Here is a 25022-nt window from a genome sequence, read left to right as displayed (position 1 = left end):
AACCGGAAGCTTTACATTCTTTAGAGAATTTAGAGTCATTTTCTAAGGTGCCTTGGTAGTTAAGAGCGAATAAGATTATAAGCTACACTTTCATTAAAAACACGGGTTTCCATCCGGATCACACTGGAAACCCGTGTTTTTTAGTATAAATAATTGTTTTATATTTGTTTAGCATCAAAGTCTGGACGATGCTCCTCTTATTTAAATTTTAAGGCTTAAACATTTTAAACGCTATTGCCATGTCAAAAAACCTTATTATCGTAATTCTCGGCACTGCCTTGTTCTTATTAGTTCTGGATGAAACCTGTATCTGGGATTTCATACCGGACAAATGTACAGAAGGAGTTAAAGTTGACGATTCCACCATTGTATCTCTTGCCTCAAATCTTGGTTATGATATTTGTGCATGTGACAACAGGAAACGCTATGCTGAAGGCACAATTGAACCCAATGGCGGCAGCACAATTTCTTTTGATGACGCTAAACAATATTTGAGAAATTTTAAAGAAGGATATAGTACTCCCATGTATGGTGCTTTTATCAGCAAGTTAGCGATTGACAGGATTTTCTGTGCGGATCCAAAAGCGAATGGCATTTATTGTTATACAGGATTAGCTCAAAAACTTGATCCTAATACTCCTACGGACGCTTGTATTATTATTGAAGGAGCCACCAGGGCAGATTATGAAATTGAAACGAATACAGCAGGACTTATTTTCAGAACATCAGCTAAAACCCTTTGTCCTGATCAATGCGGACTTGTGGGTGCCGCGGCCTCAGGACAAGTAGTTGACACAATGCCGGTAGTTACAGGACATTAAATTCTCTCTCCTTATATTGTAAAAAATTCAGGGTCACACCCTTTATGTTTCATTGCTCGTCCATTTATTCATATATCAGGAACATTTCGATCATTTTCCTGATTATCGCTCTTCCGCATTCACGGGCTTTATCACAGCATGTTCCTCCACTGCGTTTTGACCGTGTTCATTCTGAAAATAGTCTTTCTGAAAATACAATCCGTAAAATTTTCCAGGATAGCAGGGGTTATATATGGATAGCCACACAGGATGGACTGAATCGTTACGACGGGTTTGCTTTCACAGTATTCAATCACGAAACCAATAATCCAAAAAGCATCTCTGATAATTTTATTAATGAGATTTCCGAAGACCGTAATGGAAATATCTGGGTCGGTACACGTAATGGATTAAATGTATATCGCTATCTGACGAATGATTTTCAGCGGTTCATGCCTGTACCTTTGGGACAAAGCGGTTTACATGGATCCTATGTATTGTGTATAAAAGAAGATCCCGATGGTGGTTTATGGATTGGTACAGATGGTGGCGGATTGAATCATATCCGTTTTGATACTTTAAGCAACAACGGAACCCCGGGAAATGTTTCCATGAGTTTTGAGCAATTCACGTCGGTGAAACATGATTCATCTTCTCTGGTGAGTAATACTGTTTTCAATATTACATTCGACAAATTCGAGCAGATGTGGATTGGAACAGAAAAAGGTCTCAGCCTGATGAGAGGACCGGAGTGGAGAAAAAAAACCGGTCAGCGGTTTTTTGAAACTGTAAAATATCCCGCTTCTGCTCAGACCAATTTTCCTGATCCGAATATTTATGCTCTCATCACTGACGACAATGGAAATATCTGGCTGGGAAATGGAAATGGACAAATCCGGAAAATTGAAATCCATACAACTGAAAAATATACAGTGAGCGAAGTGCTGATCCAGCTGACACAGTCACCGGCAAAATCTTCCATCGCGATGAATGATATCCTCCCCAACCAGGACGGGAGCATATGGATTGGCAGTTCTATCGGATTGGTTGAGTTTTTCCCGGATCAGACTTCCAAGCCAAATTATATTTTGCGTCATAAGGAATACATGCAGGGTGTAAGCCTCAGCGATAACTACATTACTACCTTGTGCAGAGATGCCAGCGGATTGCTATGGATCGGAACAACTGGTGGAATCACAATTTACAATCCATGGAAAAACCGTTTTCACTTTCATGATATGAATGTGTTCGGAAGGGACACCATTGACTATTCTGTGAATTCCATATTTGTCGACAATAAAAACCGGCATTGGTTTTCTACAGATTTTTACGGACTTCGTATCGCGGATCCTTCCACAGGTGAATCCACAGTCATAGAGGCAATTTCCAATCTATCGATCAACGGATTATTATTTGACAAAAAGAATGATGCCTGGATGGCTACATCCGGACATGGAGTTGCACATATAAAAGCTTCAGATCTTTTCCGCGAATCCGGTAACTTCATCAATTCAAAAGCGAAGCCCGATTTCATTCTCTATACCAAAGGTGATAGCAACGGGCTTCCAAGCAATATGGTTTTAACCATGGCATTGGACAATCAGGATGGATTGTGGATTGGAACTGGCAAAGGACTCAGTTACCTTAATCCTGAAAGGACCAAATTAAAAAGCATCTCACTGAACAGTACCGATAAAAGTTTGTATACGGATAAAATAATCCGAAATATTCATTGTGATAAACAGGATCAACTCTGGATATGCACGGATGGAGGATTGTTTCGCTACAGCATTCCTACCGGAGAAATTGTTCATTATGCATCTGAAATTGGAAATCATCAGAGTCTGAGTCAGTCACGACTGAATTGTGTCTATGAAGATCGTTCCGGAAGACTATGGATTGGAACAAATGGCGGTGGACTGGATCTATTCAATAAAGAAACAGGAAAAGTAGAGGCTGTTTATTCTACCGGTCAGGGTCTTCCGAATACTGTCATCTACAGCATACAGGAGGATGCACTTCAGAATCTCTGGCTCAGTACCAACAAAGGAATTTGCAAACTCAATCCCAAAACCGGAGAGTGTTCCAATTATGACACACGTGACGGATTGCTTTCAGATGAATTTATAGTCAACTCATCTTACCATTCTTCTGACGGGACTTTGTACTTCGGCAGCAACAATGGTTATAATTCCTTCCGTCCCGACAGCATCCGCAAGAATAATTTTATTCCGAAAGTGGTGCTCACCGATGTAAAAATATTCGATCAGTCCATTTTCACGGGAGATTCAAATGACTTTCGTGTAGCGCTTCTGGGGGATAAAAAAATCTGTCTGCCATTTAAGAAAAACAGTATCGCTTTTGAATTTGCTGCATTGAGTTTTATCGCTCCAGAAAAAAACAAATACGCTTATCAGCTGGAGGGTTTTGATAAAGAACTGGTGCAGGCAGGTACACGACGCTTTGTTTCCTACACCAATCTCGATCCGGGAGAATATACATTTCATGTAAAAGCATCCAACAATGATGGCGTGTGGAACGAAACAGGTATTCAGTATACCATCATCATTTCACCACCATGGTATCGTACATGGACATTCAGGATCATGCTTGCGATTTTGTTATCCATGGTCGTATGGGCCATTTACGAGGCAAGATTGCGAAACCTTGAATTACGTAAAGAGCGAGAAGTAGCGATTCAAACTACACGTTTAAAAGAACAGTTTCTTGCAAATATGAGTCATGAAATCCGCACGCCATTGAATGCGATCATGGGAATGACACGTTTGCTCCGGGAAAAAGAACCCAAACCCGATCAGTTAAAATACCTCGATGCAATTGCGCAATCTTCCGATAATCTGCTGGTCATCATTAACGACATTCTTGACATCTCGAAAATAGAAGCCGGTAAAATTGAACTGGAAAAAATTCCATTCAGTATTCGCACCGCTTTATCCGGAATCTATGATACGATGCGTTTCAAGGCGGAAGAAAAGGGATTGTACTTTTCTACTTCCGCTCCGGAAGGAATGCACGATTATTTTATTGGAGATCCCGTTCGACTTTCTCAGATGCTGATCAATCTTGTCGGCAACGCGATTAAATTCACACAGCATGGTTCTGTGACAGTTCGTTGTCATATCACACCTCAGCATCCTTCAAATGGTGAAATTACGCAGGTGAAATTTGAAGTTGTCGATACCGGAATTGGTATTGCGCCTGAAAACATTCACAAGATTTTCGACAGCTTTACCCAGGAAAGCAGCGAAACAACAAGGAAATTCGGTGGAACAGGACTTGGTCTGGCCATCAGTAAAAAACTTGCCGAATTACAACACGGAACGATTGAAGTTCACAGTGAACCGGGAAAAGGAACAACTTTCATTGTGAATATACCTTATCCTGCCGCTGAAACACCGGTTGCTGAAACTGTCAACAATATCCCATCTGAAGATTTACGCAAAGCTTTGCAGGGAATTTCCATTCTCCTTGTTGAAGACAATGACTTCAATAGAATTGTCGCCGTAGATACACTGCAGGAGGAACTTACAGATGTGAAGATCGATATCGCTGTAAATGGACTTGAAGCAGTTGAAAAAGTACGTTCAAAACAATACGATGTGGTTTTGATGGATGTTCAGATGCCGGAGATGAATGGTTATGATGCAACCAAAACAATTCGAAAACTGGATTCGCCTGCAAAAGACACGAGGATTATCGCGATGACTGCCAGTGCGCTGAAAGATGAAGTGGAAAGATGCTATCAGGCCGGCATGAATGATTTTATTGCAAAACCTTTTGACACCGAAGATCTCCTGAAGAAAATCAAAGGGATGATTTTTGGGAATAAATAAAAAGCTACCGAAAATTTCAGTTATAAAAAAAGGGAGATCTGTAAACAAATCTCCCTTTTTCATTCTTTACTGAAGATTAATTCTTCATCGGAAGAAATCCATAGTCTTTTCCGTATTCAAGCATCTGTCCGACAAAATCCTTTGGATACTCAACTTTTACATCGGTAATCTTGTCTCCATCCATCACTGCGACAAGTTTAGGCTGAATGAAACCCATATACGGCGCGATGTTTAGCTTTTCATATCGTTGATGAACTTCCTCCCAGATTTTCTGATCCACCTTTACGCCGTAATTTTCGACAAGGTTCTTTCCCGCTTCGTAATCACCTTCTGATTTCATACGTTGAATCTCACGCAGGAGCTGACCAAACAGCTCTCGAAGTTTAAGGTAATCATTGATCACAATGTACGTTTTGCCATCCCGCACAACCATCTCCATGACTTTATCCTTCGTTCCTTTTTCCAATGCCCAGGCGGAAATCAACTGACGGTTACGCATGTGTGCTTCTTCCAGGTTCTTTCCCTTTTCGATCCTGTTGAGTTGTGTCATCAAGCCGTTCATGATGTAATTATCGTATTGCGCTTTTCCTGCATCCAGACTGGGGCTAACGCCAATGTCAATCAGTTTTTGATCCATGCAGAAATACAAACCTACCAGATCAGCTCTTGCCTCTTCGAGAATTCCCGCGTATGTTTTTAATGTCTGTTCCGTTGTTCCGACGCCTTTGTTGATTTGTCCGGATGCATGCCCGATCACTTCGTGCATATCCGTATGCAAATCACCTGCAATGGCTCCGTATTTTTTCACGCGCTCAATGACTTCAGGACTTGATCCGAATTCATCAATCACCGGACTTTTCGATCTGTAATAATTATAAGACTCAACAATATTTCCGAGTGATACAGATTTGGAACCGTATTCCTCACGAATCCATTCATTGTTCGGCAAATTGATTCCAATCGGTGTTACCGGTGCGGCATCAGCAACTTCACTGATCACTGTAATCACCTTCGCAGTAATCCCTTTCACATTCTTCTTCTTATGATTATCCATGATTGTTGAATGATCTTCAAACCATTGAGCTTCTTTGGATATTGCTTCAATCCGCTTGGTTGCAACCATATCCTTCATCGAAACAATCGCTTCAAAACTTCCCTTGTACTGCATCGCATCCTGGTAAACTTCTATGAATCCGTTGACAAAATCAATACGCGCGGAAGTATCAGCCACCCAGGCTATGCTGTATTCATCAAAGGTTTTTGTATCGCCCGTTTCATAGAATTTTATCAGTAGCGAAATGGTTTTTTTCTGCGCTTCATTTTCCGCAACTCCTTCCGCCTTCCTTAACCAGAATAGAATTTTGTCAATTGCAGCGCCATACATTCCACCGGATTTCCATACTCTTTCCGAAATTTTTCCATTCTCCTTCACCAATTGAGAATTCAGACCAATCGGAGATTTGTCATCCGGGTTAGCCTTCTTGATTCCGTTATAATAATCCTCAACTTCCTTTTGAGTGAGTCCGGAATAGAAATTATTGCATGATGCAGTGACAACATCCACACCGGCTGTCAGGTCAATTGTCTTTTTATCAATATTCGGATCAAAAATTATTTTGCTGACCATACTTGTAAATTCAGGAAGTGCCATTCCTTCAAGGGGAAGTTTACTCTGTTCTGATTTTGCAAGAAGAGAAGCAAAATAATCCGCGCTACACTCCGGAAGCATTTTATCGGCAGAATAAAAATGATGAATGCCGTTCGCGAAAAACATGCGTTTGGCGTATACCAGAAATTTATCCCATTGCTCACCCGATTTTTCTCCGCTATACGTTTCCAGAATTGTTTCAACAGTTTTCCTTACCAATAACGCATGAGTATATTTCTGATCATAAAAGATATCTCTGCCACACAAGCCTGCCTGATATAAATAGTAAGCAAGTTGTTTCTGTTGCAAAGTCAGCTCATCGAACCCATCTATTCTGTAACGGAGTACCTGTACATCGGCAAAACGATCAGCGATATAATCAAAACTTGTATCGGCAGGAGCCGATGATTCCTGTTTCTTTTCTCCGGGCGAACAGGAGAAAATGGTCAACGCAAGGGGCGCCAGGAGAAGCCCCTTCAAGAGTTTTTGTTTCATGGAATTGGAATGTAGAATTTTGGAATTTGCATTTGTCCGGTTAATACCGGTTACATTGATTATTGAATACCATACTTTGTTTTGTATTTCCGGTAGAGTTGCTTTTGGACATCATCAAGATTAATTTCTTTTCCGCGAATAAATGCCTGCACGACGTTATTGGTTCTCATGTCCAGAGCATCACCTGTTGAAATGAACAAGGTTGCATCCTTTCCGGTCTCCAGTGTTCCGCAGCTCGCATCTATTCCGAGAATTTGCGCGGGATATTGTGTCAGGCTCCTGACTGCTTCTTCCTTCCCTACTCCATAGCCGGCAGTTGTACCTGCATTAAACATGACATTTCTGGACTGCCAGGAACCATCCATTGTTTCGGTATAAACTATTCCAGCTTTGTTTAAGAGTCCCGGTAATTTATACGGCAGATCCACATCATCGTCCTCACGGGGAGGCAGGGAATGTGTCCGACCGAGTACAACCGATACATTATTCTCCTTCAGCAAATCAGTGACGCGCCAGGAATCGGCTCCGCCTACCAGAACCATTTTCAATTGATATTTTTTACAAAATTCTATAGAAGCAATTATCTCTTTAACAAAGTCACAATGCACAAATAATTTTTTGGAACCATCAAACAAACCACGCATCGCTTCAAAGCGGAGATTTTTTTCAGAATTATTCCCATTGGCATAAGCTTTCGCTTCATTGAAAAATAGATCTATGGCCGCGAGTTGCTGTGACATTCTGTTTTTCTGTACTTCTTCACTCTCGGAATAATTTGTCCTGCTGATGTACATACGCGGCCAGTTGAGATGCATTCCTTCATCCGTTTTGTATGCCGCGTCTTCCCAATTCCATGCATCGAGTTGCACAACAGAACTTTGTCCGGAAATAGTTCCACCCTGCGGTACTACCTGCGCCATCAAAACTCCATTGCTGCGTACAGTAGGAATGATTTTTGAATCGGTATTGTAGGAAATAATGCTTCTCACATTCGCGTTCATATCCCCTACTTCATAATAATCAGCTGTAGAGCGAACCAAATCTATTTCCGCCAAACCTAAAGTGGTGTTGCAGGAAATAAATCCGGGGTAGACATGTTTCCCGCCTGCGTCAATAGTGGTTTTGTATTTCGAAGCGTCAATTTTTATAAGACGCGCATCCGCGACAAGAATGAGTTTGCCGTTTTCAAAACCCACAGCTGAGTTCTCGATAATTTTACCGTTACCCAAATGAGCGGTAGCATTCAAAATGAGGATAGCACCACTCTGTGGTAATGCGGGAGCCGGGTTTTGAGCTATAAGAATTCCGGGGAAAACAATGAGTGCAAATATGTAAAGTAGCTTCTTCATGGTCTTTGGAGATGATCTCTTTGGTGAGGAATAATGGAGATTGAATTACTAATATTTATTATTTCATAAACACCTGTTCTTCTTCATCGCAGTGTTTAATGATCGTCGGTCGCATGCCGCCTTTTTGTACCGGTTCGCCTTTGACTTTGGCTTCATTCATTTTCTGAACAAGCCGGCTCTTGTCAATTTTTATTTCATCACGAAGAGACTGATCTCTATCAACATCGAAATAACAAATACCATCAACATAGGTACGCAATGCTTTCGCATAAATTGAAAGTGGGTTTTCATTCCACAATACAAGATCCGCGTCTTTTCCAACTTTGATACTGCCCACTTTATCTTCTACTCTCAGAATTTTCGCCGGATTCAGTGTAACAAATTTCCAGGCTTCCTCCTCACTGATACCACCGTACTTTACTGCTTTCGCTGCTTCCTGATTCAGTCGACGCGCCATTTCCGGATCGTCGGAGTTATACGATACTGTTAGTCCTACTTTATTCATAATCGCTCCGTTGTATGGAATCGCTTCGTACACTTCATATTTATACGCCCACCAGTCACTGAACGATGAAGCCCCGCGAAGACCATGCTGTTTCATTTTATCAGCGACCTTAAAACCTTCAAGGATGTGTGTAAATGTGTTGACCTTAAAACCAAATGTATCCGCGACATGCATCAGCATGTTGATTTCACTTTGTACATAACTATGACAGGTGATAAATCGTTTGCTGTTAAGAATTTCAGCAAGCGCATCCAGTTCAAGATCCTTGCGTGGAGCAGACATTGAGCTTTTTGTTTTTGCATCAGCCGATGAATATTTTTTCATTTTTGCATCGTATTCACGAGCGCGCGTGAAATAATCCATATACACCTGTTCAACGCCCATACGAGTCTGAGGAAAGCGATACACCTGACGGTCGCCCCAGTTACTTTGTTTTACATTTTCGCCCAAAGCGAATTTTATAAATCCCGGCCAGCCCTGGAATTTCAGTTTCTCGGGAGACTGACCCCAGCGCAATTTTATCAATTGCGTCTGACCACCAATTGCGTTCGCGCTGCCGTGTAACAAATGGGAAGATGTTACACCACCTGCAAGCTGACGATAGATCTGGACATCATCCGCATCTACCACATCACCTATTCTGACCTCCGCTGAAGAACTCTGAGTCCCTTCATTCACCGCGTCAGAGACTGCAATGTGAGAGTGTTCATCAATGATGCCTGAAGTGAGATGCAAACCTGTTCCGTCAACGACAACACATCCGGCCGGGGCAGACAAATTTTTTCCGACTTGTTTAATCACACCATCGGCAATCAGGACATCCGTATTCTGGAGAACTCCATCAGACTCATTGGTCCAGACAGTAGCGTTTTTAAACAATGTCGTTTGCGCTTTCGGTAACTCCTTCCAGCCATAAGCCATGTTTGGATAAGACACTTTGCCATTTATTGTATTTTCTTTCTTCGTGCTGTCCTTCTTTGGCAATGCGACAAATGCGGAATCAAATTTTGCGGACCATTTTACCCAATCGCCGTTTGGTAAAGTTGCGTTCCCTGACCAGCGTACTCCCTGGTTTTCTTCCACCAGACCACTGAGTCGGTAAATCCCTTTTTGGTTCACGTTTCTTAAATTCAAATTGAATATTAAGAAGATTACCAATACGTGAAAAATTTGTTTTGATCAAATTAGTGTCTTCAAAAACACTCACTTCCGGATTCATTAACTCGCCCCCTGCTTTCATGCGCAAAACAGGTAAATTGCCAATAGATAATGTATAATTTCCACGAAGATCAGTGATGTTGTAATCATTGACAGTATATCGTTTTCCTTTTACCCAATTTTCATAAACAATATTGTCTTTATCGAAAAGCGATTTGGACACGATGATGAAATTAGCAAGCATGCCATTGCGCAATGATCCTAGTTGATCCGACAAACCAAGCATTTCTGCAGGCACTGTGGTCAGTGCTTTCATGGCCTGTTGTTCCGTCAGACCATTTTCAATCGCTTTGCGGATATTTTTCCAGAAATCATTTTTGTTTCGCAGATCGGAAGTTGTCAACGCGAATGTAACACCAGCTTTCTCAAGTGCAGCCGGATTACCAGGAGCAAGCTCCCACTGTTTCATTTGCCGGTAAGAAATATTCAGCGCGTCATACGGATCCGTCACATCGTATGCTTCCGGAAAATTAATGGGTACTATAAAGGAATTGCCGGTTTCTTTGATTTCCTGAATACGCTCGTATTCATCACCGGCACCTTTTAAGATGAAATTCACCCCGAATTCATCGCCAATCCGGTTTGCACGCAATTCATTTTGTTTGTCACCGGCATCAAAAATCTGAGAAAGTTTCTGCAGTTTATTAAATGCATCAAGACTGATGTTGAATTCCTTTTTATATCCGCCATTGCTGTACCATTGCGCGTCATAATAAGTTTGACGCAACAAAGCAATGGATCCCATCAGGGAAGATGGATAGTCTTGTGAAGAGGAACCTTTGTCAAAAGAATAATTTGCCGCTACTCGGTCACGCAAGATCAGATCATTCTCTTTTCCATCACCTAACAATGTAACTGTAGATGTTCCTCTGACAATTCCATCTTTTAAAATACTCTGCACCGCGCCAAAACCCAGCTTTCTCCATTCCTCAGCCTTTTTCGAATCCGCGCTGAAACTCCTGTAGGCATCGTACTCCGCACGGATAGCCTGGTTCCAACTGTAAGCACCTTTGGTATTGCTGAGAAATTGCGGAGCACCGTCTCCACCGGAAGCACGTTTCATTTCCGGTAATCCATAGTCAGTGAAAATATCAATGAGCGAAGGATAAATCACTTTTCCTTTCAGGTCAAAAACTACGGCATCCTTCGGAATGCTCAGCCCTTTTCCTGAATTGACAATTTTGCCATCACGCACAAGCAAGACTGCGGAATCGAGAACTGTTTTCTCGTCGATATAAATTTTTGCCTTTGTAAATGCAAAGAGCGTATGACGAGGATCTGTTGTACCATTTACAGGGAATGTTTCCTGGGCATATGTTGCTGAAAACAGCAATAGAAATATCCCGGAAAAGAACATAGAAATTTTCTGCATAATCTGCTTTTAGAGAGAGACGAATGTAAAGAATTAGCCCGAAATGGATCGTTAAAATTTCTTAACAATCGGGCATTTTGCAGGAAATATGGCGGCTGGGAGGGATTCTGGATTTTAGATTGATGATTGTAGATTGTTGATTTGGGTTATTGAGTTATTAGGTTATTGGGTTATTAAGTTATTAGGTTATTAGGTTATTGAAACAAGAACAAACCCAGAGCTCTGTGCTTAATACTTTATACTTTATACCATATACCTAATCCCTTACAACATGCAAGTGTCAAATTACCATTCCAACTCAAGAAAAACAGTTTTGCTTCCGCAATTTTGTATTTTTCGAAAAAATTTACCCCCTATGAAGAAATTAATTCTATTTGTTCTTGGCATCCTTCCCTCTCCTTTCTCCTCCGCGCAGGCATTTACAGATCTGAACTGGGGTTTGCATGGATTCACCGGAGCCAATGTGGCATTCGCGGATTATGACAACGATGGTGATCAGGATTTTGTCATGTCCGGGTTCGGTAGTACAACCGCCGAATGGACCGGTTTTTATCGTATTGACAATGGCAACCCGGTGCTGATTGATTCATCATTGATCAAGGTATCGAATGGCTCAGCAAATTGGGGAGATTATGATCATGACGGTGATCCGGATTTATTGATGAATGGTCAGACCAATGGAGGAGCCCAAACAGCGCTCTATAGAAATGACGGAACCAGTCTGCTCACTCCCGTTCCGAATAACGGATTACCCGGATTTATCGGTTGTATGCGCTGGATAGATTACGACCAAGATCAATTATTGGATGTGATCGCAAGCGGAATGATTGATGTAAATTTCATGGACACCACCATGCTTTTCCACAATGATGGAAATGGAATATTCACCCACGCAGCATCTTTTCCTTTCTCTTTTTTTGAAGTGGATATTCAGGTATTGGATTATGATGTAGATTCCTTCCCCGACTTTTTTATCACAGGCAGAGGATCATTCTCACCAAATGGATTTTGCGGACTCTTCCACAACGATGGCAACGGACAATTCACACAATCTCCTGATAATTTTCGTCGTCTATTTACGGGTACTGCGAAATGGGGGGATTATGACAATGACGGAGATCCGGATATCCTCGTTGATGGAATCGACAGTACGAATGCCGTGTTCACTTTGATTTACGAAAACAATTCAGGTTCATTCACTGAATTGCCCAATGTTCTCCCGGGAAGTGGAGAACCCGGCGCTGTAGACTGGGCCGACATCGACAATGACGGCGATTTCGACATCGCGATTTCCGGTTCACACCTGATGAGAAATGACGGAAACAATTTATTCGCCGATATTTCTCCATGGGACACCATGAATTTTGCCTTACCAATTACCTTTGCCGATTTTGATATTGATGGAGATCAGGATATTTTCTTTCTCAGTTATTTCGGATTTACGGGAACAACAATGTATCAGAATAATCTGTTTACCGGAATCAACAAGGATCCCCGCACAGAAAATCTTCTTCTCTATCCCAATCCTGCGAACACAAGCATTTCGATTCAGTCCGATATAGCATTGAATGCATCGTTTACCATATACGATACGCAAGGCAGAGCAATTCAAAGTTCAAATCTCAACGCGATTAAAAATTTAATAGACATATCACATTTCGAAACCGGTGTGTATTTTATAGAAATAAAAAATCAGGATTCAATCAGGAAACTTCGTTTTACAAAAATGTAATCAGAATGTTTGTTTAGTGAATGGTGAAGAGTGAATGGTGAAGAGTGAAGAGTGAATGGTGAATGGTGAATGGTGAATCAAAGAGTCTGTATACTGTTTAATAGATAATTTTTAGAAAATTAATACACACACTGGCGTGCGAGGGCGTCCATGAGCAGCGAGGACCGTGCATCGACCGGTAAAAAGAGATTATCCGAAAAATCGGTGCACGATACACGGTCATTATAGAATTTCCTCGCATTCGAGCATATAAATCCCGAAGGGATGCAATTACTATAGACTAAACCATGCGTCTTCCAGCTAAAAGCCCGAAGGGCTGACATTTTCATCTGAATCATGTCAGCCCTTCAGGCTTCTTGAATAATTTAGAATTGTATATCTATAATAATTGCATCCCTTCGGGATTTTGAATACCTACTCTTCGTTCTGCGGAATCTTTGAACAACGGTCTTGTGCGATAGAGGATTCTGCCGCATGCAGTATTCCCGCTGGCTCAAGTCTTTAATGAAAGTTAGTACCCCTGAAGCATGATCTCTTATAAAACCAATTTATTCGGGATTTCAAAACACTATGAATTTATAGGAAGAGAATGTAATAATTGGAAATACGACTGCTACTATTCATTTGAATTTTTTAATAAAAACCATTGATCTGTATTCCATTTTGGAAAAGGAATGAATAAATGGTATATTTCTAAGACTATTTACAATGTAAAGGGCCAAGTCCTCCGGCGCACAGGCTTTCGTTAAAGACTTGGCCCAGCATGAATGTGTTACTAGGATAGAACTTGAACAATTCAGATCAGGAATATACATTATTGAGTTAAAAAGTCGTGATATAAATTTAACTAAGAAAATAATTAAGCTATGAAACGATTATTCAAAATATTTTTAATAATTTATAGTTTGTTGTATACTATTTCGGCATATTCCCAATCCTGGCAGTGGGCAAAACAAATTAAAAATGTTTGTCAAAATGGCCCAATACAAATCATGACCTCATTTTCAGATGGAGTTAATACATATGTTCTTGGTTATTTCACGGATTGTATTTCCATTGGAACTGATACTTTGCAATCTAATGGAAGTTCTGATATGTTTATTGCTAAATATAATTCATTTGGTGACATTGTTTGGGTAAAACAATTCGGAGGCGATGGTTCCGATTTGTCCTCAAGGGAATATGCTTCAGGCGTCATTGATACAATAAGTCATTGCATATATGTTGCAGGTGATTTTAGTGGAAGCATGAGTCTTAGCCCGTCAATTGTATTGAATGGACCAACCACTTTTTCTGCTACTTTTCTTGCCAAACTTGATTTGAATGGGAATTTTATTTGGGGTAAAAAAATCGGGAATACAAGAAATTCCTTGTTATACCCATATTTACACAATGGTTTGCTCTACACCACAGGCGAAGTCTATGATACAATGTTTATTGATTCATATCTTCTTACTCGTGGTGAATTTCTTGCCCGGTTTGATTCGGTTGGGAATTGCTTATGGGCAAGGACAGTGATTAGCCCTAACACTTCAGCTTATATTCAAGCTTCATTTATTGATGAGGATATTGTTTTATCTGGAATTTTTAATCGTGACACCTTGAACATTGATACTATTTCATTGTTTGGGAAAGGAAATTATGATGGATTTTTGACAAGAATTGATAGTACCGGTAAAGTAAAGTGGGCTCAACAGATTGGATCAGTCGGGTTTGATCAAATCGGAGAAGTTTATATTGATAATAATAAGGATATTTATTTTGGAGGGAAATTCGAGGATTCTTTGACAATTGATTCAATATTATTAACAAACACAGGAACAGATCTTTTTTAGCGAAGTTAAATAAAGATGGAAATATATTTTGGCTAAAGCAAGGTCATAGTACTGGTACGAATAATAATATCTACAGGCTTACACCTTTTCATGATTCAGAAATAGTTATTACAGGTTCATTCAATGCTAGCATTACTTTTGGTAATCAAAACATGTCTACTTCATACAATCAGGATATGTTTCTTGCCAGATTTAATGATGATGGATTGTGTTTGGGAGCTGACCATTTTGGTGAGGCAAATGGTTTATGTGTTGTAAGTGATAATTCGGATGGACTTGTGAGTATTGGCAAGTTTAATGACACAGTTACATTAAATGGAATTGTGTTAAATTCTGTGGGAGCTGTAGCTGACGTATTTATAGCTAAACATAGTGCTCTAACTGAAATTCACGAGACCACGGAACGCCGTAACAATTCATTATTAATTTATGCAAACCCAAATCAGGGGATTTGCAATATTCAGGTTCCTGAAGAGTTTCGTGGAGAAAAATCTCTGACCTTGAAAGTATATGGACAAAATGGAGCGCTGTTGAAAATTATTTCTATTGATCCGGGAAATGATGATGTTGATCTAACAATAGAAAACGAAGCAAAAGGAATTTATACTGCAATATTGAGCAACGGTAAAAAACAATTTACTGGAAAAATAATTTTCGAATGATCGATTTGAATCTTGGTTATGATACAGTATTTCTAATTTATTGAAATGTTGATAACGATAAAACAAACTATTGTTTAATAATTTTAAAAACAGATTGATTAAATTTCGATTGCACTTTCACGAGGTAAATGCCTGACTGGAGCGAAGGAAAACGTAGTCTGTATCCATTTGCGTTACGGTATGCTTCGTAATTTATCTCCTTACCAAGTACATCACTCACACTCCATTTCAATTCCGAAAAATCCATTTTTCCGAAATTCACCTGCAGATCTTCTGTAACAGGATTGGGCGAATAGCTGAGGACAAATTCTGTTTCCGGTTCGTTAACGAAAGAGCTTGTACACAGCTGACAATTCCTGAGTACAGAAACAGCAGTATCATTCGTCACCAGTGAATCAAAACGCAAACCTTCCGGACAATTTCCTTTGAGCTGAAAATTCAGCCAGGGGATTAGCAATCTGTTGATTGTCGCCTGTTGACTGGCTCTGGAAATAGCAGGAGCCGGTGTACAGGAGCTTTCGCCTATGGAACACAAAACATTCGCGTCCGCCATCTGGCAATGACTTCCTCCATGAATGGTGATCAGCGATTTACAGGTACTGTGCAGGGAATCATACATCGGTAATTGATTGCCGGCAATTGGCGTTACACAATCATTTTCTCCCGCGAACATAAGAGCGGGAAGAGTAATTCCGGAAGCAGCCTGAATAGCGGATGGATTGGTTTCCGCGGCGGCAAGATTCGCCAGTGCTGTGATGTGCGTATTGTATTGCACTGCCAGAAAACTTGCGCCTCCACCCATGGAATGTCCCATCACACAGGATGTTGAATCCACTCGGTTAAAAAACGCGGAGCCTGAATTTTGTCCTTCTCCCTGCAATGCATCCACAAGAAATGCAAGATCTTTTCCCAGCTCCGCATGCTGGGGTGAAAAACCGGTTTCGGTAATCGGAAATGCAACAATGTATCCTTCCGCCACAAGAGCATTCCAGAGTGTGGTATATGCGTCCCAGGTCATCACAAAACCATGACCAAAAATTACAAGTGGAAATTTATCGGTATTCAGCTGGGTGATTGTTACATTGTCACCATCTGTATCCGCTGGATAATAAACTTCCGTCTGGATCGCCCTGCTTCTGTTCGGATCCGTAAAGCTGATCGTACGATGTCCTACATGATAAGGCTGGGCAATCGCGCCGGAGCAGTACAAACAGACAGTAAAAAACAGGACAATACAATTTTTCATCTCTCAAATTTACAATTCAAACAACACTGTTTACATATTGTTCTCTAAAAATTAAATTTACCCCGAAATACTGTCATTTAGCTTCAATAAACAGTAAAAATCCCGGTCAAAAGTATCCTTTGCGGGAAGATAATTTTACCTATTTTTGGCGCAAACACAAACCGATGGACTCCTCCTTACTTGCAAAAATTCACATGGTCAGCGTGATGATCTTCCTGCTGATTTATGTTGTTAAAACTGTTCTTTTATTCAGCAACCGGGCCAGCCTTGACAAATTTACCCGTGTGATCAAGGTTCCTGAAATGATCATCAGCACCTTGTTTCTGGTAACAGGTTCATGGCTGTACATCCAAATCGGAGGAATCAAAATGTTCCACCTGATTAAACTAGCCTTTGTTTTGATTTCCATTCCACTTGCAGTAATTGCCTTCAAGCGTTACAACAAGGCACTTGCATTGTTGTCCCTTTTATTGATCATTGGAGCTTATGGACTTGCTGAGATGAGTAAAAACAAACCCTTTATTCCCGCGAAAGTTGTCGTGTCAAATGACGATGGCAGTCAGCTTGTGATCGGAACCCGCACGTATGCAGCCAACTGCGCATTCTGTCACGGTACAGACGGTAAAAAAATGTATCGCGCCGCTACGGATCTGACTCGTTCAACATTGGATGCAACTCTTGTTCAGCAAATGGTGAGGGAAGGTAGCAAAGGGAAGATGCCTGCATATGCCGGGTATCTCAGTTTAGATGAAATCGCAGCAGTTGGAGTGTATGTTCAGACATTACGCTCAGCTCCGGCCGTGAATCAATGATTTCCACCAAACAACTTCTACCTGGAAAAGAAAAACAGATATAACCGAACGGACTTTTGATAGCCCATTAATTTCTGCAATGTATTTTATAAAAAGGAACGTATCCGCGTTCCTTTTTGTGTTTTTACCGTTTATTGAGCCAAAATGAAGCCTTAGAAACTTATTTTTCTTTTTAAACTACCTTTGCATTCCTTCATGCAGTCCACGCTCAAGCCGAAAATTAAGTCCGTACTGAAAAAACTCCTGTTTGGTTCAGGAATCGTATTTCTGTTTCTGGTTTTATTCGCCTTTACAACAGGTCCGTTTTGGATGTATTACAACCTTGGATCCGGTCAGGCCAAAATGAAAGAAGCGCCTGCAACCATTGTACTGATGGGTGGTGGCGGCTTTCCAAGCGAATCAAATCTGATCAGAGCGTATTACACCATTCATGCAGCCAAAACATTTCCAAACGCGAATGTCCTGCTTACATTGCCCGGCGACAGTCTTGACAGCAACAGCAGTGTTTTTCGTTTTCGGAATTATCTGATTGAACAGGGAATTGATTCGACACGCATCCTGCTCGAATGCACCGGAAAAAACACTCGTGGTCAATGTCTGGAGATATCACGTATGATCAATATGTTCAATCCTCTGCTCGTCATCTCTTCACCCGAACACCTGAAACGTTCAGTACTTTGTTTTCGCAAAACAGGTTTTAAGAATGTGAGTGGAATTCCAGCTTTCGAAACGGCGATTGAGTCCAATTTATTTTTCAGTGAAAAAAAACTGGGCGGAAGAAAAATTCCGGGAACTGATGTCGGAACAAATTTACAGGTGCGCTATCAGTTTTGGACACATTTACGATATGAAGTGATTGTGATACGGGAATATTCAGCACTGGCTTATTATAAAATGAAAGGCTGGATTTAACATCAATCCAAATTCAAAAGAAAAATAAAGCATATAAATTTTCAATACACGATATTCACTCTTCTATTCATTAAGAATTAAAATTACAGAATGCCTCAAACACCCGTATCTACAGCCCGAAAGCAGGAAACCTGCATCCTGATCGGACTGATTCACAAACACCAGAATGAAAATCAGGTTACCGAATACCTGGATGAACTTGCATTTCTCGCTGAAACTGCCGGAGCATTTACGGCACGTCGTTTCACACAACGTATGGAACATCCGGATTCAAAAACATTCATCGGCAGTGGTAAGCTTGAAGAGATCGCGGCGTATATCAAAACCAATTCCATTGATCTCGCCATTTTCGATGATGAACTCAGCGGAACGCAAATCCGTAACATCGAAAAGGCTTTGGAATGCAGAATCCTTGACCGGAACAATCTCATTCTGGACATCTTCGCGAAACGCGCGAGAACGGCACAAGCCAAGGCACAGGTGGAGCTAGCGCAATATCAATACCTGCTACCCCGTCTGACACGCATGTGGACTCACCTTGAAAAGCAACGTGGTGGAATCGGGATGCGTGGTCCGGGGGAATCGGAAATTGAAACTGACCGTCGTGTGATTCGCGACAAACTCGCGAAGCTGAAAGGCAAGCTACGGGATTTTGAAAAGCAAAGCGCGACACAACGTAAACAACGCAGCGAATTGATCCGTGTTGCACTGGTGGGATACACGAATGTCGGCAAGTCGACACTGATGAACCTGATCAGCAAGAGCGATGTTTTCGCGGAGAACAAATTATTCGCGACACTCGATACGACTGTGAGAAAAATCGTTTATGACAACATTCCGTTTTTGCTTTCCGATACGGTTGGATTCATACGCAAACTTCCTCATGACCTGATCGAATCTTTCAAATCAACGCTCGACGAAGTTCGTGAAGCGGACATACTCATTCATGTAGTGGACATTTCACATCCGCAGTTTGAAGATCATATTAATGTTGTGAACCAGACATTGGTGGACATCGGAGCAACCGACAAACCAACGCTTTTGGTATTCAACAAAATCGACGCATATCATTACATACCAAAAGAAGAAGACGATCTCACTCCTGCTACGAGAGAAAACATGACTCTTGAGGATCTAAAAAAATCCTGGATCTCCAAGATCCCGGGAACCTGCATTTTCATTTCGGCGGTGAATCGAACCAATGTTGAAGAATTGCGTCTTACTCTGACGGCGAAAGTGAAAGAATTACATTTCCAACGTTACCCGAATTATCTCGAAAGAAATAATCAGGAAGAATAAAAAACGGCGCGAAGAAATTCTTCGCGCCGTTTTTTTGAGATAAAATTTTTATCAGAAAATATATCCGATTGCTAATCCAAATCCACGAAGACTTGGCAAACCGGTCTTGTATTCAACATTTACTTCACTTGCTGTAACAGTTGTTTTCAAAGAACCTACAGGAACATCTGTTGTGGAGAATTCATCACGTAAATCCTGTTGTTGCGCCGCATCAAAATTTCCTTTTCCGGTAAGTTCAACTTTGCTACTGCTAAAACCGGCACCAATAATCCACCAGTCCAGTGTAACATGATCTCCAAATTTCCATTGGTTTCCAATCATCAGTCCAACTCCTATTCCTGACAAACTACCTTCCATTGAAGCTACATCTTTTTGACCATTATCACGGTCGTAAGAAAAAGAATAAGTGCTGGTAGTATACTTTGAATAACGAAGATAGGGAGCAAGATAAAAGCCCTTTGGAGCATGTTTTTTTACGTACCAACGATATTCAGGCGTAATCGAAAATCCGGAGAAAGAAATATTTTTCAAATTTCCGCTGGAATCATCGGTTGTGATAGCAGTGGGTAAGCTTCTACTTGGCAGATAACTTAAACCAAGAGCAACAGAAGAAGATCCGTTTAAAGTATATTCATCCTGGAGATAAAAATTCCCAAAACCAATTGATGTCAGATTTAATTTAATAATATTTTGATTTCCGTACATTTTTGAAGCATCCGGATTGTCCTGTGCCATAACTGAACATGTCAGCAGTACTGCGGATAGTGCTAAGTAAAATTTTAATTTCATGTTGTGTAGTAGTTTTTGAGTAAGGGTTAAGATTAATAGTCAAAAATATTTCGTCTGCCGGTTATGGCAGTAATTATATTCCGATGAAATGTTATTTATCTGCCGACAGTGAAATGTGTCTGATACAAGGCATTGTTTTGCTGATCGAGCAAACTCAGATAATATGTGCCATTCGCCAAAGCGGATACGTCAACAGCGGTTTCTTTTGGTTCGATAAGATTGCTGGCTACCAATTGACCTTTCACATCAAAAATGCGATAAGTGAGTTGAATACTTTTCTCCAGTTCAACATGAATGTTTAGCTGATTCACCGCAGGCACCGGATACAAAGCAACAGATTGGATAACGTTTGGAACTTCATCGATTCCGATCAGCGAAGAAAAATACAAGCTATCTACCTGCAAGGTGCTACCTGTTTCACCCGGACCGTTTCCGAAAGCAATTGGTGAACGCGGTGAAGATTGAATCCAGATAAGAGAAGTGTCAGGGTTGCCAAGATTTTTCCGACTCATCAGAATGGAAAACTGTGTGTAGACATTGTTTTGAATATTTGTTTTGAATAATCCTGTAGCGATGGTATCACGACTGGAAGTTCCCGTATTATAACGTGAAAGCAACACTTCAACAGAACCGGTATCTGAATTTACAGGAGTGTATTTGTAATATCCATTTAACTGACCATGCGCGGCATTGTCAGGAGTACCACCGGTTGGAGTGATACTAAAACTCGTAAGGTTTGTAATGACAGTTCCGTTTGACGCGCAACCAGGTAATCCCGGAACAACAGGAATCGGGCCTGGTGAGGCGTAGAATGTCCAGCTGGTGAGGCGTAAGGATGCATTACCGGATTGTACATCTGAAATATCCTGCACAGCACTATGCTGTGGAAGAACATTGGTAAAAGATACGCTATCGGTCGTATTCCATGATGTCGGAATTTCAACTGCCCCGTAAGGAGTCCAACTTTCAAATGTTCCGTTTGGAACCTGAGCGAAACCCGCCAGTGATAAACAAATCAAAAGACAGGATGAGAAGATTTTTTTCATGATATTTTCCGGAATTAGAGGCTGTTCAAAAGTAACAAATTAATGAAAAAGGCAAAAAAAAAGAGCGATGAACAGGATCATCACTCTTTTCCATTAAATTTCTTGGATTAACCTCCAATTGTAACTTTCAGACGGGTACCGACTTTCAGGTCATTGGACTCAAGGCGGTTGATCTGTTTGATGGATTCAACGGTCATTCCACCATAACGTTGCGCGATTTTCCAGAGAGTATCACCCGGCTGAACAACGTGGTAGATTATTTTGCTATCGTTCGTTTTAACATTTGAAGAAGTGACAACTTGGTGAGCTTTGAGCCTGGGCAGCTTGAACAGGTTGGTTGGTTTCTGTGGAAGAATCGCTCACACTTGAATTCAATGCTGTTGTATTCGCTTTTTCAGGTGAAGATTTCATAACCAGTTTGCCCTCCGCTTTCCGTGGAGCATTTACATATACCGTGAGTTTCTGTCCGGCTCTGAGTTTGGTACTCTTCAGATGGTTCCATCGTTTCAATTCCTGAACCGAACAGCTGTAACGGTTCGCGATGGTTTGAAGATGTTCACCACTTCTGACTTTGTGCAATTTCCTGGTCAGCTGATCGCCTTGTTCTGAATCAGTATCCCGAACATCCGCGGCAACAAAGGAAGCCTGAGCTACAAGATCCTGTTGCTGATAGATGTTGTCTATACTCGCGATATAGGTATTGATCTTGTTTGTTGGAAGGCGCAATGTCATCGGTTCATCGCTGTCGGGAATCACACCCTTTTTATACACAGGGTTCAGATAAGCAAGCAATTCAACAGGAACATTGATCGCGTCAGCTACATTACGCAGTTGCATTTTGCGGTCGACCATCACTGTATCCGCTTCGAAATAACTGATCACCGGTGGAACAGATGTGAGGTTGTGTTCAGATGAATAATTCATCAGGTAAGTAACGGCGATGAATGCCGGAACATAACCACGTGTTTCTTTGGGCAGATAAGGGCTGATTTCCCAGAATGTTCTCTTTCCACCGGAACGGGCAATGGCACGGTTCACATTTCCTGCGCCACAATTGTAAGCGGCAATTACAAGCAGCCAATCGTTGTAGATGGCATACATGTCTTTGAAATACTGAGCTGCAGCCATTGTCGATTTCACAGGGTCACGGCGCTCATCGATGTAAGAGTTTACTTTCAATTTGTACAGCTTGCCGGTCGCGAGCATGAACTGCCACAAACCTGTTGCTCCCACACGGGAAACAGCAGTTGGGTTCAATGCGCTTTCAACAATAGACAGATATTTGAATTCAAGAGGAAGACCCTGCTGATCAAAAATTTGTTCGTACAAAGGGAAATACAAATTCGCCAGACCCATTACACGTTCTGTCAATGCACGTTTACGCAATGCATACAGGTCGATGTATTCCTGAACCTGGCTATTGTATGCTAAAGGAATTGGTGTTTGAATTTTCTCGATACGCTTACGATAGATATCGTCGGCATAGGATGGGACTTCGTAGGGTTGAAAGTTATTGCCTTGCTGTGTACCGGAGCTCGCGAAGCTGAGGCGCTGAATGTAATTCAGGCTTACCAGGCTGTCGAGAGTCGCTGCAATCGGATCGTATGTTCCACTTGCAACGGCCTGCTCAATCACTGCATCGGGCGACTGTGCCACGAGCTGCTGCGAGCCGACGAACATCAGAGAGGCAAACAGTGATGTCGCAAGTATGTGTTTCATGTAATTTCTCATTTCAATTCTCCGTTTTTTCGGGGATTAAATCTACATCGGTTATTTTCTTAGGAGGATTGCAAAGATATGGTTTTCTGTTAATTATAAATCAATTTACGATGAAAGCGTCATGAAGTTGACCCTAAGGAACTGACTTTCTTACACATGTATATTGTGTTAAAAAAGAGCATGCATTCTTCATTTAAAAACCTAAATTGTAGCTAGTTGTGATCGCCTGAATATCAATGGAATAGACGGTTGTGAAATTTGGAGTTTAGAGTCCGGACTCAGCTTAATTTCACCATTCACTCTTCATTACCTGAAATTTTCCAGAGATGTATTGCTCATCACAATCCCGTATCACAAGTTGATACTGTCCTTCCTGCATTCCGGAAACATCTTTTTCAAATGGAAGAGAAATATTTTCTTTTTTGAAAACACACCGCCCACTGACATCATAAATAAAAAAGGTGATCGGAAATTTTAAATTGAGGGTCCCGTTCAGACTAACAAATATTTTTTTTGCTGATGGGTTTGGATAAACAGTAACACTTACTTTTAATTCAAGTTCATCAATTCCTGTAACTGGTTCATAGTAATAAAAGAACTGGTTCTCATTCTCCCATTCGTTCTCCTGAACGATCCAGTTTTGAAAAATAGAATACACCAGATTTCCATTGCTATCATAGGTGTAATTCAATAAACTCCCATTGTAATAAGAAGAAAGCAGTGTATCGTAATTTTCATATAAATAAGTCACAGGATGATACACCGAATCATATGAAACACTCCACTTTTGCAAATGATACCAGGATGAATCTACTGTGTCCCATCGATAAATGAATGCATTGAGCAGATGCTTTCCGGAATCATACGTATAATCTGTTCGCCTTTGTGGTAACCATGTATTGAAGGACATATCCCATCGCTCTGTCAGGTACACTGACAAAGTTGAGTCGGTTGCGTAGCCAGACGAATAACGGTATTGGTTCTTCCAGGTGTTTTGATCGTATACCTGCTGAATTTCTTCCGTCAATAAATCCGCGTTGGAATAAGTATACAATGCCCTTCCCGTATAGATCCATTGTTGTATGCCCGGGTTATACAAGAAGGAAGTTTTATCGCTTTGTAAATTGTTTGTTCCATACCCGAAGGAATCCTTTTTAGCATTTTCCCATTGTCCCAGGAAATTCTGTCCGGTGATGAGTAAAATCTGATCCGAACCGGTATAGCTATAAAGCGTGCGATAGGAAAGGTACCATGATGTGCCGTTCGAAGAGTAATTCAGTTCATAATCGCTGAGCTGATTGGGTAAATAGTAGTAACGAACACTATCAGCATTGCTGAAAACATGAAAAACATCGTCATACAGCTGATTCACACGGGCAATCTTGCGAAACGAAGGGGTATTTGTGAAAAAGCGGAACTCATTCGACTGCAAAAACCCAGTTTCTTCATTAAAAGAACCTCTGTTCTGCGCCCACAAAGGGTTTTGGAGATATATACTCAGTAAAAAAAGAGTCAGTAGGCTAAAAAAACGGCTCATGCAGGGCTGATTTTACTATCAAAGATAGGAATTTCAATCCTACGGAAGCTGATTGACCAACGCTTGAAGGCTATTGGTGGAATAGTTCAGGGTCTTTACCGAATTAGTTGGACTTCCACCTGTCCACGGTGGTATTTTCGATACGTCCTAACCAATCTGTGTGGGGCAAATAGCCTGCGAAGCTGGCAACAC

Annotated in this window: 18 protein-coding genes; 8 read left to right on the top strand and 10 right to left on the bottom strand. The window is 41.1% G+C overall.

Going from position 1 to position 25022, the window contains the following annotated elements; translation table 11 throughout:
• Positions 1-239: 239 nt before the first annotated feature.
• Together IPP86_02765 and IPP86_02760 are read left to right on the top strand one after the other, a co-directional pair.
• Positions 240-821 (top strand): hypothetical protein, encoded by a 582-nt coding sequence (locus tag IPP86_02765; protein ID MBL0137439.1) that lies wholly within the window; start codon positions 240-242, stop codon positions 819-821.
• A gap of 44 nt (positions 822-865) precedes the next feature.
• Entirely contained in the window at positions 866-4654 is a 3789-nt protein-coding gene (locus IPP86_02760) for a response regulator (GenBank protein MBL0137438.1), read from the top strand.
• A 76-nt stretch (positions 4655-4730) separates the two neighbouring features.
• On the opposite strand, the gene IPP86_02755 is transcribed toward IPP86_02760, so the two are convergent.
• From IPP86_02755 to IPP86_02740, 4 genes are all read right to left on the bottom strand, one after another.
• Complete coding sequence (locus IPP86_02755) at positions 4731-6797, bottom strand: dihydrofolate reductase (GenBank protein MBL0137437.1); 2067 nt, start codon at positions 6795-6797, stop codon at positions 4731-4733.
• 59 nt (positions 6798-6856) lie between these two features.
• The gene (locus IPP86_02750) at positions 6857-8146 is read right to left on the bottom strand and encodes an amidohydrolase family protein (GenBank protein ID MBL0137436.1); all 1290 of its coding nucleotides are present in this window, start codon (positions 8144-8146) and stop codon (positions 6857-6859) included.
• A 58-nt stretch (positions 8147-8204) separates the two neighbouring features.
• Positions 8205-9572, bottom strand: a complete 1368-nt coding sequence (locus IPP86_02745) for an amidohydrolase (protein ID MBL0137435.1) — start codon at positions 9570-9572, stop codon at positions 8205-8207.
• Positions 9573-9651: 79 nt separating this feature from the next.
• Complete coding sequence (locus IPP86_02740) at positions 9652-11241, bottom strand: amidohydrolase family protein (GenBank protein MBL0137434.1); 1590 nt, start codon at positions 11239-11241, stop codon at positions 9652-9654.
• Positions 11242-11596: 355 nt separating this feature from the next.
• Between IPP86_02740 and IPP86_02735 the strand changes: the two genes are divergently transcribed.
• The 3 genes from IPP86_02735 (at position 11597) to IPP86_02725 (ending at position 15470) form a co-directional block, all read left to right on the top strand.
• Entirely contained in the window at positions 11597-12973 is a 1377-nt protein-coding gene (locus tag IPP86_02735; GenBank protein MBL0137433.1) for a T9SS type A sorting domain-containing protein, read from the top strand.
• A 992-nt stretch (positions 12974-13965) separates the two neighbouring features.
• A complete protein-coding gene (locus IPP86_02730; GenBank protein ID MBL0137432.1) occupies positions 13966-14808 on the top strand; it encodes a hypothetical protein in 843 nt (280 codons plus the stop codon).
• Positions 14809-14984: 176 nt separating this feature from the next.
• Entirely contained in the window at positions 14985-15470 is a 486-nt protein-coding gene (locus IPP86_02725) for a T9SS type A sorting domain-containing protein (GenBank protein ID MBL0137431.1), read from the top strand.
• 67 nt (positions 15471-15537) lie between these two features.
• Here the strand turns inward: IPP86_02725 and IPP86_02720 are convergent, their stop codons facing one another.
• The gene (locus tag IPP86_02720) at positions 15538-16716 is read right to left on the bottom strand and encodes a T9SS type A sorting domain-containing protein (GenBank protein ID MBL0137430.1); all 1179 of its coding nucleotides are present in this window, start codon (positions 16714-16716) and stop codon (positions 15538-15540) included.
• Positions 16717-16880: 164 nt separating this feature from the next.
• On the opposite strand from IPP86_02720, the gene IPP86_02715 reads away from it, so the two are divergent.
• The 3 genes from IPP86_02715 (at position 16881) to hflX (ending at position 19739) form a co-directional block, all read left to right on the top strand.
• Positions 16881-17528 carry a c-type cytochrome gene (locus IPP86_02715; protein MBL0137429.1) on the top strand — a complete coding sequence of 216 codons (648 nt, stop codon included), beginning with the start codon at positions 16881-16883 and terminating at the stop codon, positions 17526-17528.
• Between the two features lie 195 nt (positions 17529-17723).
• Positions 17724-18440 (top strand): YdcF family protein, encoded by a 717-nt coding sequence (locus IPP86_02710; protein ID MBL0137428.1) that lies wholly within the window; start codon positions 17724-17726, stop codon positions 18438-18440.
• A 90-nt stretch (positions 18441-18530) separates the two neighbouring features.
• The gene (gene hflX, locus IPP86_02705) at positions 18531-19739 is read left to right on the top strand and encodes a GTPase HflX (protein ID MBL0137427.1); all 1209 of its coding nucleotides are present in this window, start codon (positions 18531-18533) and stop codon (positions 19737-19739) included.
• 51 nt (positions 19740-19790) lie between these two features.
• On the opposite strand, the gene IPP86_02700 is transcribed toward hflX, so the two are convergent.
• The 5 genes from IPP86_02700 to IPP86_02680 all read right to left on the bottom strand — a co-directional run bounded on the left by IPP86_02700 (position 19791) and on the right by IPP86_02680 (position 24830).
• Positions 19791-20528 carry a DUF3575 domain-containing protein gene (locus tag IPP86_02700; GenBank protein MBL0137426.1) on the bottom strand — a complete coding sequence of 246 codons (738 nt, stop codon included), beginning with the start codon at positions 20526-20528 and terminating at the stop codon, positions 19791-19793.
• Positions 20529-20623: 95 nt separating this feature from the next.
• Complete coding sequence (locus tag IPP86_02695; protein ID MBL0137425.1) at positions 20624-21574, bottom strand: T9SS type A sorting domain-containing protein; 951 nt, start codon at positions 21572-21574, stop codon at positions 20624-20626.
• A gap of 107 nt (positions 21575-21681) precedes the next feature.
• Positions 21682-21930 (bottom strand): LysM peptidoglycan-binding domain-containing protein, encoded by a 249-nt coding sequence (locus IPP86_02690; GenBank protein ID MBL0137424.1) that lies wholly within the window; start codon positions 21928-21930, stop codon positions 21682-21684.
• Positions 21851-23293, bottom strand: coding sequence for a transglycosylase SLT domain-containing protein (locus IPP86_02685; GenBank protein ID MBL0137423.1), 1443 nt, complete (start codon positions 23291-23293; stop codon positions 21851-21853). Before IPP86_02685 ends, IPP86_02690 begins: the two co-directional genes overlap by 80 nt.
• A 289-nt stretch (positions 23294-23582) precedes the next feature.
• On the bottom strand, positions 23583-24830 hold the full coding sequence (locus tag IPP86_02680; protein MBL0137422.1) for a T9SS type A sorting domain-containing protein: 1248 nt from the start codon (positions 24828-24830) through the stop codon (positions 23583-23585).
• Between the last annotated feature and the right edge of the window lie 192 nt (positions 24831-25022).

The sequence above is a fragment of the Bacteroidota bacterium genome (assembly GCA_016720935.1).
Classification (GTDB): domain Bacteria; phylum Bacteroidota; class Bacteroidia; order AKYH767-A; family 2013-40CM-41-45; genus JADKJP01.
This window is presented reverse-complemented; position numbering and strand designations above follow the sequence as displayed.